The sequence below is a fragment of the candidate division WOR-3 bacterium genome, assembly GCA_016934535.1.
Taxonomy (GTDB): Bacteria; SDB-A; SDB-A; order SDB-A; family SDB-A; genus JAFGIG01.
On sequence record JAFGSQ010000041.1, the window covers coordinates 1 to 13,430 of the forward strand.

The 13,430-nt window shown below is 40.8% G+C and carries 16 protein-coding genes and 1 riboswitch; of the genes, 4 read left to right on the forward strand and 12 right to left on the reverse strand.

What is annotated here, in order from left to right:
• Positions 1 to 186 precede the first annotated feature (186 nt).
• The 4 genes from JXL83_06380 to JXL83_06395 all read right to left on the reverse strand — a co-directional run bounded on the left by JXL83_06380 (position 187) and on the right by JXL83_06395 (position 3,172).
• Entirely contained in the window at positions 187 to 825 is a 639-nt protein-coding gene (locus JXL83_06380; protein ID MBN2363738.1) for a class I SAM-dependent methyltransferase, read from the reverse strand.
• 181 nt (positions 826 to 1,006) lie between these two features.
• Positions 1,007 to 1,894, reverse strand: coding sequence for a class I SAM-dependent methyltransferase (locus tag JXL83_06385; protein MBN2363739.1), 888 nt, complete (start codon positions 1,892 to 1,894; stop codon positions 1,007 to 1,009).
• A 295-nt stretch (positions 1,895 to 2,189) separates the two neighbouring features.
• The gene (locus JXL83_06390; protein ID MBN2363740.1) at positions 2,190 to 2,654 is read right to left on the reverse strand and encodes an isoprenylcysteine carboxylmethyltransferase family protein; all 465 of its coding nucleotides are present in this window, start codon (positions 2,652 to 2,654) and stop codon (positions 2,190 to 2,192) included.
• A 110-nt stretch (positions 2,655 to 2,764) separates the two neighbouring features.
• Positions 2,765 to 3,172, reverse strand: coding sequence for an SgcJ/EcaC family oxidoreductase (locus JXL83_06395; GenBank protein ID MBN2363741.1), 408 nt, complete (start codon positions 3,170 to 3,172; stop codon positions 2,765 to 2,767).
• A gap of 153 nt (positions 3,173 to 3,325) precedes the next feature.
• Positions 3,326 to 3,458, forward strand: a riboswitch (molybdenum cofactor riboswitch).
• Positions 3,459 to 3,540: 82 nt separating this feature from the next.
• Here JXL83_06395 and JXL83_06400 point away from each other — a divergent pair.
• The 4 genes from JXL83_06400 (at position 3,541) to JXL83_06415 (ending at position 7,203) form a co-directional block, all read left to right on the forward strand.
• Entirely contained in the window at positions 3,541 to 4,344 is an 804-nt protein-coding gene (locus JXL83_06400) for an ABC transporter permease (protein MBN2363742.1), read from the forward strand.
• Positions 4,341 to 5,387, forward strand: coding sequence for an ABC transporter ATP-binding protein (locus JXL83_06405; GenBank protein MBN2363743.1), 1,047 nt, complete (start codon positions 4,341 to 4,343; stop codon positions 5,385 to 5,387). The genes JXL83_06400 and JXL83_06405 overlap by 4 nt, the downstream gene beginning before the upstream one ends.
• A gap of 12 nt (positions 5,388 to 5,399) precedes the next feature.
• Positions 5,400 to 6,524, forward strand: coding sequence for a tungstate ABC transporter substrate-binding protein WtpA (gene wtpA, locus JXL83_06410; protein ID MBN2363744.1), 1,125 nt, complete (start codon positions 5,400 to 5,402; stop codon positions 6,522 to 6,524).
• Positions 6,525 to 6,762: 238 nt separating this feature from the next.
• Positions 6,763 to 7,203: a DUF3592 domain-containing protein gene (locus JXL83_06415; GenBank protein ID MBN2363745.1), complete on the forward strand. Its 441-nt coding sequence runs from the start codon at positions 6,763 to 6,765 to the stop codon at positions 7,201 to 7,203.
• 13 nt (positions 7,204 to 7,216) lie between these two features.
• Here the strand turns inward: JXL83_06415 and JXL83_06420 are convergent, their stop codons facing one another.
• The 8 genes from JXL83_06420 to JXL83_06455 form a co-directional block, all read right to left on the reverse strand.
• Entirely contained in the window at positions 7,217 to 9,151 is a 1,935-nt protein-coding gene (locus tag JXL83_06420) for a class I tRNA ligase family protein (protein MBN2363746.1), read from the reverse strand.
• Between the two features lie 161 nt (positions 9,152 to 9,312).
• Complete coding sequence (locus tag JXL83_06425; GenBank protein MBN2363747.1) at positions 9,313 to 9,663, reverse strand: hypothetical protein; 351 nt, start codon at positions 9,661 to 9,663, stop codon at positions 9,313 to 9,315.
• Positions 9,664 to 9,696: 33 nt separating this feature from the next.
• Positions 9,697 to 10,179, reverse strand: a complete 483-nt coding sequence (locus JXL83_06430) for an NAD(P)H-dependent oxidoreductase (GenBank protein ID MBN2363748.1) — start codon at positions 10,177 to 10,179, stop codon at positions 9,697 to 9,699.
• 112 nt (positions 10,180 to 10,291) lie between these two features.
• Positions 10,292 to 11,089 (reverse strand): phosphotransferase, encoded by a 798-nt coding sequence (locus JXL83_06435; protein MBN2363749.1) that lies wholly within the window; start codon positions 11,087 to 11,089, stop codon positions 10,292 to 10,294.
• A gap of 34 nt (positions 11,090 to 11,123) precedes the next feature.
• Entirely contained in the window at positions 11,124 to 11,756 is a 633-nt protein-coding gene (locus JXL83_06440) for a PD40 domain-containing protein (GenBank protein MBN2363750.1), read from the reverse strand.
• A gap of 343 nt (positions 11,757 to 12,099) precedes the next feature.
• Positions 12,100 to 12,453, reverse strand: a complete 354-nt coding sequence (locus tag JXL83_06445) for a DHCW motif cupin fold protein (GenBank protein ID MBN2363751.1) — start codon at positions 12,451 to 12,453, stop codon at positions 12,100 to 12,102.
• A 12-nt stretch (positions 12,454 to 12,465) separates the two neighbouring features.
• A complete protein-coding gene (locus tag JXL83_06450) occupies positions 12,466 to 12,915 on the reverse strand; it encodes a GNAT family N-acetyltransferase (protein MBN2363752.1) in 450 nt (149 codons plus the stop codon).
• Positions 12,916 to 12,994: 79 nt separating this feature from the next.
• Positions 12,995 to 13,430, reverse strand: a 436-nt coding sequence (locus JXL83_06455) for a hypothetical protein (protein MBN2363753.1), incomplete at its 5' end; no start/stop codon positions are given.

Here is a 13,430-nt window from a genome sequence, read left to right on the forward strand (position 1 = left end):
CCGTAGTATCTCATAACCTCTTTATCAGCGCATATACCAATGAATCCGCCTGCATCTTCGATTTTGGGTTTTCTCAACGAGAATTCTTTGTAATAAAAAAGCATTTTTATCACATCCGTTTTTTTTAAGTTTTAATTTATTTTATTTCATCCGAATTTATTCAAGAAAAATATTTTCAGACGTAAGTTAATAATGATTTCGTAAAATGTAATAAATTGATTTTAGATTTTCAGCGTTTTTCTTTTGGTTTTCAATTAAGCTTAACTCTTTTTCCGCAATATTATTTTCTACGTACATTTTTAGTTTTTTCTCCATACATGAAAAATAATCATTTAGCCATACATCTTCCGATATTTCAATGATCCCCAGCAAGCTCAAATGATTGTTTCTGAAATGTCTTCTTTTCATAGGGTCGTCTCTGAATTCATCATGGATGATTAAAAAACCGCCATTTTTTAAATATTTCAGAAGAGTTTCAAGTCCTTTGTAAAAACCGATTGCGTTCAACAATCCTTCCGCTAAAATAATATCGAATTTGAAATTGAACAATCCAGGTCTTAATATCGAGTTATCAATGATTTTTATCCTGTCATTCAGCTTTTTTTCAGATACTATTTTTCTGAACCATTTTATACTTTCCTCATCATTGTCAACGGCATAGATTACTCCGTCTGTATATTCTATGATGGAGAGGGCGGGAACTCCGGTGCCTGATCCGGCATCCAATATCAGAGGTTTTTTAATTTCGGGTATTTTTTGGAATGCTTTTTTTGTATATTTGTTGAGGTTTTTTCTGCATTCGTCTTTGATTTCAAATAAATTCATCGCGTTTTTCCCTTCCTTTATCAGTTTTCATTTAAACAGAGCCTGAATGCTCGAAATCGTCGCCGGTAATCAGGTGAGACCTTTGTTCAATTGCTTTTATTCAACATGCAAAGCAAGTGAGTTTGTCGGTTTATGCATTTGAAGTCAAACAAACACATAATTGTCTTCAGGCAGTTTAAACTCACTTCATTATTGCGGACATGATAGTTACGGTTGATTCTTCGCCTTTGAGAGGGAAAAAATCACCGGCCATTCGTGCCAAACCTCTAAAAATAGTATTTGTTTTTATGTCTGTAAAGTCCGCTTCTGCAAAATGCCGGGTAATCCGATCAACTGTTGCTAAATCAGCGGTTCCCATTTTTTCGCTCAATCTAACGGTCCGGCTGTTTTCCCCATACAGCAATTCAACTGCAGTAAATTTACCGGTACGTTTCAAAACCCGTTTTACTTCATATAAAACACTTTTCCCGTTTTCAGCGTTTCCGAATCCGGCAAAAGTCGAAATTAAATCTGCAGAATCATCTTTTACGGGTAAATTCCTAACGTCACAAACACAGTAAACAAAATCGCAGTCAGTTGCAATTTTGTTCAGTCTCTCCTGGTTTTTTGTTTGAGCCGTCCTGCTTAAATCAGTGAGGATAATGGTTTTATCCGATAATTTTGAATAGTCCATTTCGTCGTTGAACAAAGAACCTGTCCCGCAGCAAACATCAATTATTGTTTTATTATAAGGATTGTAATATCCATTCCGGATCATCGAAAGCCCTGTTCCTATGGCTTTCATAAGTTGATCAACATTAAGATTACAACCTATATTTTCACAGTCTTCCCTTGTTAAATAATTTTCCGATATAAGCTGGTCGAACCATTTTTCAGTTCTTTCAGCTTCAGTTGATCCGCTCCAGTTGTTGAAATGCTCCTGTTCCCTGACATTAAAGTCTATGAGATTATCCTGATATTCGAACTTTTCTCCGCATCCCCCGCACTGCAATTCTTGTTTGTTAATGATTTTTATTTCGTTTTTGCATTTGGGACAGCAAAGAATGCCAGTAGCCTTTTCAACATCCATAGTGGTTTCTCCTTTTCATAAATCATAACCTTTATAGCTTTCTGTCACTAATACGATTATTGTAATCGGAATTGTCTCTGCCAAAATTGAAAATCACTTTCTCAAGATAAATCATTCGTGAAAAATATCCATTTCATATTGAATGATTTCAGGCACAATTTCGGCCTTGTATTTGCAATTATTAAGGGGTGAAAGCGCGTAAGCATCGAGTAACAATTCATAGAGGATGCCTTTTTGGTGACGCTTAATGCCGATTAATTTCATGGTTCATGCAATTGTCTGATCTATTGTATTTTCAAAACCAGGTTTTATTTTTGTATTCACGGTATTTTGGATCTTTTTTTTCTAATTCATTCTCTTCCAATATTTTCCAGTGAATTATAAATGATATCCAGATTACTGAAGATAAGAGAGTGATCGTGCTCTGAAGAAATAATGGAAAACCGACCAACCAAATAATAAAACCTAAATACATCGGATTCCTGATTTTTGAATAAATACCGCTTGTAACAGTTTTACCTGTTTTGTCTTCCTTTAATTTCATGTTTGAAAATAAAAATAGCAGAATACCCGTGATAAATAACAATAAACCGGTACACCTTAACCAAACCGGAACGTTAATTTTCAGAGGATCAAAAAAACACATTTGAAACCAGGAAAACCATAAAAAAGCCATAATTACATATATAAAAAAAATTATTTTTTTGTTCTGAGATAATGGATGATTCTTGTAATGCAAAATGTTGAATATTGTTCTCAATAGAAAACAGAAAAAACAAACTGAACTCAAAACAATAAATACAGACATTATTCAACTCCGGAAAAAGACGGCGACGTGCGAGCTAAGTTTGAATAACTTGGGCAATTTTCCTAATTCCAGATAGACCTGTGGATTTTCCAGGATCCGTTTTTTTGACGTTTCAATATCCTCATTATCATGCCGCCGCTGGAGATTTCTTTTCCTTTAACTATTGGAACGGCTTTACCTCTGTAGGATCCCCATTCGAAGGCATAATCACCGATGACATTAATTTCTATAAAATCGTGATCGTATTCTGTTATTTTATAATCCTTTGATTGTTCAAAATTATAAACAAGCATTTTTTTAAGTTCTTCGATACCCTCAATTATTTTACCATCGGGCTGAATGAGAATACCGTCAACCGTAAAAAGAGACAAAAGAGTTTCCGCGTCCTTATTAATTGAAGCTGTCTTGTCTTTTTTATGAAGTAATTTTATGGCTTCAAAATCAGAATTCGTTAAATTATTTATTTTCAAAGTCTTTCTCCTTTTATTGTAGCCGAGTAATTTGATATTATACTATTTCGAAAGACACATTTGAATATCTTCCAATATTAAAATTTTGCTTGTTCTTATATTGACTTAAATTTATAATGAGCGCGATTGCATTTCATGCAAAACAAATCATAGATAGTTCCAACTCTTCGAGTCGCTTTGCCTAAAGAGTGATCCACGGCGGGCGACCGGCAGACGGAAGTCTCGAGGGTGCGGCCGGAAACGTCTTCACCTCCCGCGTTCGGAAAGGAGAGAATGTCAATATTTGATTCAATAATACTGCACTTAGTATCCTTGTGGTGCCTTTTTTCTTTTTTTAGCGGGAAAGAGTCGTGAGCTTAAAGAAAAAAATGAAAAAAGCCGACATCATGACTCTTGTCTTTGTTGTACTTGGATTTTCAATGGCTATTTTCATCGCCGGACCGATTTTAAAATTATTGTTTTCATCTTCATTGGGAACCTTGCGCACCGCACTTTTGGAAAAATCAGTTTACAGTTCGATACTAATGACGGCTTATTCCGCAGCTTTTGCGACAGTTATCGGATTGGTGTTCGGAGTTCCTCTTGCTTACCTGCTGGCGAGGAAGAATTTTATATGCAAAAGAATTGTCGAGGGACTTATTGACATTCCTGTCGTCATTCCCCATTCAGCGGCGGGAATAGCTCTCCTTTTCGTATTCGGAAGCAGATTCCTTACGGGCAGGTTTTTTAAATTTTTAGGCGTATCATTTTTCAACAGCATCGCAGGCGTAATTATTGCCATGTTGTTTGTCAGCATACCATTTCTCCTGAATGCCGCGAGGGAAGGTTTTGAGTCTGTTGACGTCAGACTCGAGAAAGTAGCGAGGACTCTCGGCGCGTCGCCCTGGCAGACATTTTTCAGGATATCTCTTCCGCTGGCGTGGAGAAGTATTTTGTCTGGCTCGATAATGATGTGGGCGAGAGGAGCAAGCGAGTTCGGTGCGGTACTCGTATTGGCTTATCACGTAAATTTTTTCGGAAATTACGCATGCGTGACTCCGATTCTCGTTGCTGACAGATTTAATTCGTTCGGACTTGAATATGCCCGGCCTGTGACGGCGATAGTCATATTGATTTCTCTGCTCTGTTTTATTCTTTTGCGTGTTCTGGCTCGCCACAGGAAAACCAAGTGATTGAAATAAAAGGATTGAAAATTGACTTGGGCAATTTCGTCCTGAGGGATATTGATCTTCAGATAGAAAGAGGGGAATACTTCATTGTCCTCGGGCCGACGGGGGCTGGAAAATCGGTTTTACTCGAAGCGATAGCAGGCCTGTATCCGGTTCTCGAAGGAAAGATAATTATTGACGGCAGAGACGTAACGGAACTTTCTCCGGAAAAAAGAAAAATCGGTATCGTCTATCAGGATTATTCGCTTTTCCCTCACATGTCCGCCGCGGAAAACATAGCCTTCGGACTTAAAGTCAGAAGAACTCCCGGAAAGAAGATAAAAGAAAAGATAAATAATATGGCCGCAATGACTCACATAAAAGATCTGCTCGATAGAAAGCCGGACACGCTGAGCGGAGGTGAAAAACAAAAAATCGCCTTGGCAAGAGCTCTCGTCACCGATCCGGACATTCTTCTGCTCGACGAACCTCTGAGCGCCCTGGACCCCAGCACACGCGAAAAAATGAGAGATTTTCTTGAAGAACTTCATGAAGAGCTCAAAGTCACTATTATTCACGTCACGCACGATTTTGAAGAGGCGGCAGTACTCGGCGACAGAGTGACTGTTATAAACAACGGTGTCATAGTTCAGACTGGCAGACCTGATTATATTATGCGTCATCCCAAGACGGAGTTTGTAGCTGATTTTGCCCTTTCAAGAAATATTTTCAGGGGAAAAGCGAGATTCAAGCAGGACGGTTTTGCCGAAATTGAAATAAATGGCCATAAAATCAACGCAGTGACTGAAAAGACCGGCGATGTCAGAGTTACACTTAGGCCGGAAGAGATTATAATTTCAAGGGAAAAGCTCGTTTCAACAGCCCGGAATTGCCTCAAGGGAATCGTCCGGGAGATTTCACACAGAGGCTCATACGCATATGTCACAGTGTCGGCTGGGCAGGATTTTGTGTGCATGGTAACAAACACGGCTTTAGAAGAATTGGAGCTTAAAAAAAATAATGAAGCTTGGATAATCTTTAAAGCTTCAGCAGTTCATGTATTTTAAAAAGGAGGTCAAGTGAAAGGGAAAATCGGAAAAGTCGCAACAATCCTGGCAGTGTTTGGATTGACACTTGCTTTTTTTCAGGGGTGCAGTAAACCGCAGCCCAGGGAAGCTGAAAACACCTGCACTGTTCTGAGTATTTATCACGCCGGTAGCCTTTCAGTACCATTTGAAGGACTAAAAGCTGAATTTTTAAACACTCATTCCGGCAAGGAAGTTCTCATTGAATCGGGAGGAAGCGCGGGTCTGATAAACAAGATAATATCCGTAATAGAAGCAGGGGAAACACCTCCGGATATTATTGCGTCTGCGGACTACAATCTTATTCCCAAAAGGCTTTACGACAAAGGCTACGCCAGCTGGTACATAGCTTTCGCAAGGAATGAACTGGTTCTGTGTTACCGTGACGGAGCTCCAGGTTCCGAAGATATTATAAATGGAACCCGCACTTGGTACGACGTCCTAAGAAACGATGCTGTCACGTACGGTCACAGCAATCCCGATGACGATCCTTGCGGTTACAGGTCTTTGATGGTTATTCAGCTGGCAGAATTAGTCTATTTCGAGAATGCTTTCGATTTCGGCCTCGACGCAGATTCTAACGCCAACATGCTTTATGATGTTTTGATAGCCGGTGACGATAGTCTTAAGGGAAGAGTCGGAGGTAAAAATGAGATTCTCAGACCCGGAGGGAGTGAGGAGGTTGTCAGATCAAAATCAGTCGACCTGATAAGCTCACTGCAGTCCGGAGACCTCGACTATGCTTTTGAATACCGTTCAGTCGCAGTTCAGCACAGCCTAAACTATTTCGATCTTCATTCCGCTATAAATCTCGGTTCGATAGGCCAAGTCGAAGGTAACGAATTCACGTACGAAGATTTTTACAAAAAAGCCGTTGTAAAAATACTGACCCAGGTCGACCCGGAAATAGCCTATACCGAAATTGTCGGAGAACCTGTGGTTTACGGAATTTCAATAATCAAGGGCGGAAAAGGTGAATATCTTGCCGTCGAGTTTATAAAACTTCTTTTGTCTGAAAAAGGTCAGCAGTTGATGGAAGAGAGCGGTCAGCCGTTCCTGTCACCTTTTTTATGCGATCATCCTGAAAACCTGCCCGAAGATTTGAAAGACCTTTTCTAAGTGTTAAAACCGGGGATTGTCATGATGACAATCCCCCCATATTTAACTGACTACAGGTCTTCTTGCTGTGATTTTTTTCTTTAAAAGTTTCAGGCCATACTCGTCGTTTTCGACGGCGTAAATCAAACAGTCGCGATACCCGATAATTTCCATCAGATTGATTAATAGAATATTAAACGGTTTCTGATAAACTTATTGCTTATTTCTGAAAGACAATTTAAAAAAGCGAGCTGTAAGTTTGGAAATCATATCCATAGTAATAGGTCTGGTTTTGATTTTGATAGGTTCAGTTCATTCAGTATTCAGTTTATGGGATTTTAATAAAGACAAAGAGCTTATGAGAAAGGGCAGGAAGATCGTCGGAAGAGTTAAAGAATCGGTGACTTACCCTCAGGAAGATGATGTAAACACAGGACAGCATAAATTAATGGCGGAATTTCTGGACAGCGCCGGAAGGACACAATGGGTCAAATCGAGATTTGCCACCCATTCTCCGGAATTATACATTAATAAAGAGGTCTACATTGTCTGTGATCCGGACAATCCTAAAAAAGCACGTTTTCTTGTTGATACAAGCCTTGTAAGGGAAGTTGTCGAAAACCTTGTAATCCTCATAATCGGCGTCGGACTATTTTTGTTCGGTGTAATCAGAATAGTATTCTTTAACGCCAGACCGTAATCAACTTTTGCAGTTATTTTTCGGCTATCTGACTCGGGTGTTTAATGAAAAAATCCACCCTCGGTTCAAGATGCTTGAGTTCATGGTTATTAGGGTCTCTCATAAAAGAATACACCGGTTCGAATATGCGGTCCCAGCTCCAGAAACTGTCGTCCATTCGGAGATACTCCCGGATCATTTCCGTGCCTATAGGTGCAATAGGATGCATGAGTACTGTTGCGGTACGGACCATGTGAAATGCGTCTATCAGGGTCTGGATCCGCAGAGAGTCGTCGTTGTTTAATTCCGCTTCCTTCATGTTTTTTGACCAGAATTTGTTTATTCCGTGCAGATATGAATCCATAAGGTTTATAACTAAATGTAATTCGCATTTATGCATTCGGTTTTCGTATTCGATAATTAATGAATTGGCATCTTCCATAACCTGAGCGCTCACATCACCGACGGGTATTTTACCGGAACTGTATTTCTGCGCGCCGTAAAAGCAAGAACGGGCGGCTCTGTTGAAAACGTTCGAAAGAAGATTGCCTTCTTTTAAAACGGGATCGCCTGCCGATTCGTTGGCGGCGGGATTGAGAGGTTTCGGTTTGAAGCCCACGCTTCTCAAACCGAGACCCAGGCTCAGAAAGTGTGCTCTGAGCTGTTCAGGCGTGTAATAATTGAGCAGGTCTTCGGCGCTTGGGGGTTTTACGGCTCCGCTGCTGCTTGCTTTCTTGTCCAGAAACAGAATGTGGCTGTTGGCGATAATGTCAGGCATTTGCAATTGACCTTCATTGGGTGAAAGCTCGGGTTTTTTGCCCTGCATCCCTAAAAATATTGCCGTTTCGACCGGGCCGTAGAAATAGACATTGTCCTCTCCTATGAACTGATACACTTTTGAATCTTTTGAGCACCACCAGTATTTCCAAAATTCTTTATCCTTGTTTTGATTTTCGAGGTGGGTCATTGTAAACGAAATAGGAGCCCACAGGGATTCAGGCCACACCCAGACGGTCAGACCTTCGAGCCCCTCGATAATAGGCGCGGGGACTCCCCATTCTGTGTTCCCTGTAATTCTGAAAGGAACAAGGGTTTTGCCGGTTCTAAAACGTATCGAATGATCCCTGAGTACCGAACAGGCTTTTTCCCTTTTGTCCAATTTTTTAAAGACAATTCGTACAGGAAATTTGTCCCCGTCGTCTATCAGGTTATGTTCCGGCAGTTTATCCAAAATCGGGTCAAGTTTTTCCTTCTGGTCGCGCTTGATGTAAATTATTGGCGGTTCCAGAAACTCTTTGATGCTTTTGTCTACAAAAGGCCGCGCGTTAGGCCGTTCTTTGATACTATCGGTCCATTTTTCCAGCAAATCTTTGAACGCGGCAAGATCAAAATACCAGTTTTCAACGCCTTTCATTTCAGGCTTTTTACCAGAGAGAGTACTTTTCGGATCGATAAGATCAGAGGGCATGTACTGGTGGCCTATAGAGCATTCATCGGCGTAGGCCTTTTCGGATGAACAACCTTCAATGGGACATTTGCCAATTACCTGCCTGCCGTTCAGGAAAACTCCGAACTCGGTGTCGAAGAATTGTGAGGTCGTCATTCTGATAAGATAACCGTTTGAATAAAGGGTGTTTATTATATAATCCGAAAAAATTTTGTGATTGGCGCCGGATTTTCCGAAACTTGAAGCGGCGTAAAGATTCAGGCTAATGTTGTATTTTTCCAGAACGGTTTTTTGCTTTTCGTGATTTGATTTCACGAAATCTTCTATAGTGCCCCGGAATTTACCTTCAGAGGACAGGCGTCTGAAGTCTTCCAGAATCGGCGAACCATAGCAATCGGTTCCCGAAACAAAGATGACGTTATTTTTACCGATTCTGTCCCTGAGGAATCTGGCGTAACAGTCGGCGTGGACAAAAACTCCACCGATATGACCAAGGTGGAGTTCCTTGTTGCCGTAAGGCATTCCGGCGGTTATGACCGCCCGTTTTGGGAATTCAGGCCTTTCTTTCAATTTGATTTCTTTCCGTTTGATGTTTTAGCTGTTTTTCTTAGAATCAATGAATAAAAATAGCAAATTTTACCGGAATAATAAAGTTTATTTAGTGATTCAATTATTCGGGATTTTCAATTATTAGAGTTATTTTTTATTGCAATAAGAAAAAGACCTGTTACGAGGAGCAATGACACTATGGGCAGAACAGTATAATCAATGTATGACCATCTTATCATGTTGCGGCCCAGTTCGATTGCAGGGACCCTTCTTGCGGCGTAAAAACCTCTGCAATAAATCGAAGGAAGATGATGAAGCAGACCCAAAATTGCTGAGATCAAAACAACTATAAAACCCGGATTTTTCTTTTTCTTCCAGCCAAGCGCACAGGCGATGACAATTCCTGAATAAACAAGGATTCTGAATAAGTATTGAGTCCATGTAAGAATTATCATCGTCATCATGGCCTGAGTCAAATCGGGCATAAAGACTCCTTGTTTCAAAAATTTATAGTTTTGTCATTCCATTGTATTGAGTTTTTTTATCAGTTCAGCGACCCTCTGACCCAGCCTTCTGCACTGCTTCTCAGTCCTTTCATCAGGCGAATTAATCGCCACCGGTCCGTAGTGATCGCCTTTCCAGTCACCCTGTACAATCATTCCGTGTATGAGCATGGCGTTGATAATGTCCGTGATTGTAGTTTCGTTTCCGCCGGCAATATTGGCGCTCGAAGAAAAAGCCGCTCCGACTTTTCCGTCGAGTTTTCCGTGAAGTACGATAGAGTCGTCGAATAGTTTTTTGACCGGAGAAGCCATGGAGCCGTAATAAACCGGAGATCCGACTATTATTGCGTCGTAATTGACGAGTTCTTCAGCAGTGACTTCATCCACCGGTTTTATCTCAACCAATACACCGCCGTTTTTCAAACCTTCTTCGATGTAACCGGTCATATTTTTGGTGTTGCCGGTTCTGCTGTAATAGACGATAAGTGCTTTCGGCATTTTTATCTCCTCAGGTTTTGTTTTTATACATGATTTTAACAACGATTCTGTATTATACTATTTTAGTCTTAACTTGCCATCATGATGGAAGGCGGTTTGTTATGTGTAACACTTACTTAACGCTAAAGCTTTTTTCAGCATAGTCTATCAGCCAGGCCCTGATCTCTGAAATATTCTCCCGGAGTCTCGCCGAGGCCATAACGGGAAGCCATCGCATGTACTCGGTCTCTCCGCCTGACCTAAGTTTAAAATAATGGCTTACGTATCTTTTATGAAAAATGTTTATCAAAGACCTTTTATATCCGTGCTGAGCGCAGTCTGCTTCTCCAAGAGCCATGACGCTTGTGCGCGCCAGATCTGCCAGAGGATTTCCTGTGGAGACGTCTATCCAGTCGATGATTGTCTCTCCGTTTTCGGTCGAAAGGATGTTACCGGGGTGGAAATCGCCGTGGCACAGCCTGTCGCCGTCGGGGAGAGAATCGAGAACCGAAAGAGCTTTGAATTTTAGTTTGTCAGGTAAATCTTCTGTTTCTTTTATTCTGCGCGCAATATTATTCCGCTGTGAAGGCAGTTTTATTCCGGGTTTTATCTCGTGAATTTTTAGTTGAAGCTCGGCGCAACGGTTGGTGTATCTGATAAAATTCCAGGGTTTTTTCATTATAATTTCAGAAATCGGTCTTCCGCAGACCTGACTGTAGAGAAGGCCGTTCCTTCCATTGACGCGGATTATGTCGCCGACTTCCGGAATTGTGAATCCGGTTTTTCCGACTGCTCTGGAAACCGCGGCCTCGTGTTCGATATTTTCAAGATTAAACCAGTCGTAGAAAAGCTTTAGAATCCAGCCTTCATGCCACTGGTAAATCTCGGCGGTTCTGCCGTATGCGATAGGTTTTCCGAGATCGATTTTCAAAGAATATTCTAGTCCTGATCCGGTCGGGAAACCGTCATTTTAATACCTCTGTCGAAACCCAGTAAATATCGCCGTTACCTGGTTCGCCGGAAGAAAAGAAAAGATATTTGCCGTCGTAAGTAACAAAAGGCTGACTCGCTCTCATCCCGAGGTCTATCGCTCTCGGTTCGCTCCAGATTCCGTTTCCGTCAAAAAATGAAATGAACAAAGAACTGTTCATCGGCTCACCGGGATCAGATGATGAAAACAGTAAATATTTCCCGTCGGGTGAAATCCAGGGATACTGGCATATCATTTCCGAATTGAACTGAGCCGGTAATTTTTCCATAGTAGAGTATGCACCTTCGATAAGTTCGATCATGCCCAGGCATTCATTACCCATTCCCTCGGATATGTCAGTTGTGTATATTGTCCCGTCCAAGGTTGAAGAAATGTACATTGTTTTGTCCGGACTGAAAGGTTCTCCGAGTTCTATGGGTTCGCTCCATCCGTCGGATTCTCGATCTACACACATTGTAAACATGTGAAGAGTTTCTTCGACGGTTCTTCCGGCTTGATAATATAATTTTTTGTTGTCTGGTGTGATCATCGCTTCAAACGTGAACGGTACGGAAAAAGGTGCAACTTCAGGCGGTATCCATGCACTGTCGGTGATTTTGCTGTACATGATGAATGTTTTATTTGTCTCTTTGAGCCTTCGTGTGAAGTATATTTCTTCGCCGTCCGGGGATAAACAGAAGGAAAACTCGTGAGCGTCCGTTGAAACTACTCCCGGTGCAAAGATTTCAGGTATGTTATCTGGGGGTGTTTGCCCTAAGAAAGCATCTGTAGGCTGTGGATAAATATTGTTTTGAAAAATCAAATATATAAGAAATAATGATATCGTGAATATTTTCATGTTTCTACTCCTTCTCTAAAAATGAAATCGCTCAAAATTCACAGCGAACGTTTTTAATTCATCCACACATTGAGATTTATATTAAAGCATTCAGGCATTTATGTTGAGCGTGCTAATCAGGTATATATTTCAAAAAATTCCCGTCAATTATAAGCAGTTTAACGCCGTTTTTTGTTGTAGAACGATGAGAGCTGACATCATCAGAAACTATATACGACATGCCTTTGGTAAGAGTAAATTCTGTACCATCCGATTGCACGCTGATAAAATTACCTTCCAGGCAATGTACTATGTGACCTTTTTTGCACCAATGATCGGCGAGAAAACCTGGTAAATATTCGACAGTTCTAACCCTAAGACCTTCAAACTGAAGGGTTTGCCAGTACCCGGTCCCATTTTCACCCAAATGTTCTGTTTTTGGAATTTTTGACCAGTCAATGACTTGAAAAGGAATGTTTTTTCCCATACCCGCACCTCCTCACATGTTGTTCTTGTCTAAAACCAGTTCGAAAACTTCTTCTCCGTCTTCTATGACTCCGGTGTCCCGGAATCCGTATTTTTCGTATATCCTTATTCCGTCTTTATTTTTTGGGTTTGTGCTCAGAACTATTTTCTCGATTTCCTCGGTCTCAAGCGCGATTTTTTTCAAAAGATTGAGGGTCGCGACGCCGTAACCTTTGCCTTGATGGCTTTTGTCTATCATGAATCTGCACAAGTACAATTCTTTTTTGCCTTGGTCAATCGTGTACATTACAAAACCTACCATTTGATCGCCGTGATAGACAGATTTTGTTGTCCATTGCGGGAATATTTTTGACTCAGCGACAGAAAAAGAGTTGGACGCGACGTAGGGCTGGTCGTCTCTGACTTCCATGTCCATGCAATCGTAGAAATTGCTCTGGTCAATGTCTTTGAAAATCACTTCCATTTTATTCTCCGGTATTTTTAGATTTTAACTCTTAATAGAGGATTCAGGAAAGTGAAACTTCTATTGACATATTGAAGAATCAAAACTTGTATTCCAATGCGGCTTGAGCCGGAATGAAAGTGCATTCGCCTTTGAATGCCGTCATCATTCCGCCTTCGATTTTCAAATGCAAACGCGATGTGATTTTTATGTCATAACCAAGAGACATTGAAAAGAAAGGCCTTAATTCATCGAAATAATATAAGTAATAGTATATCTTGCCGTATTCAAAATAACAAATTCCGCTTCTTAACGACGAGTATATGCCCGACATGTTTTCTGAATTATACATGTTCAATCCCACAGAAAAATCGTACATCCTTGTATCCTCGTCCTCAAATTTGTCGAATAACAAACTATTAGGCACTTGTTCTGGGGGGAGGTGAGCACTTTTGAACTTGAAGTAATGGTATCCTGCCCCGAAGGAAAGTTTGATTTGGGGGTGAATTTTGTAGAGAAGCCCAAGACCTAAGGAC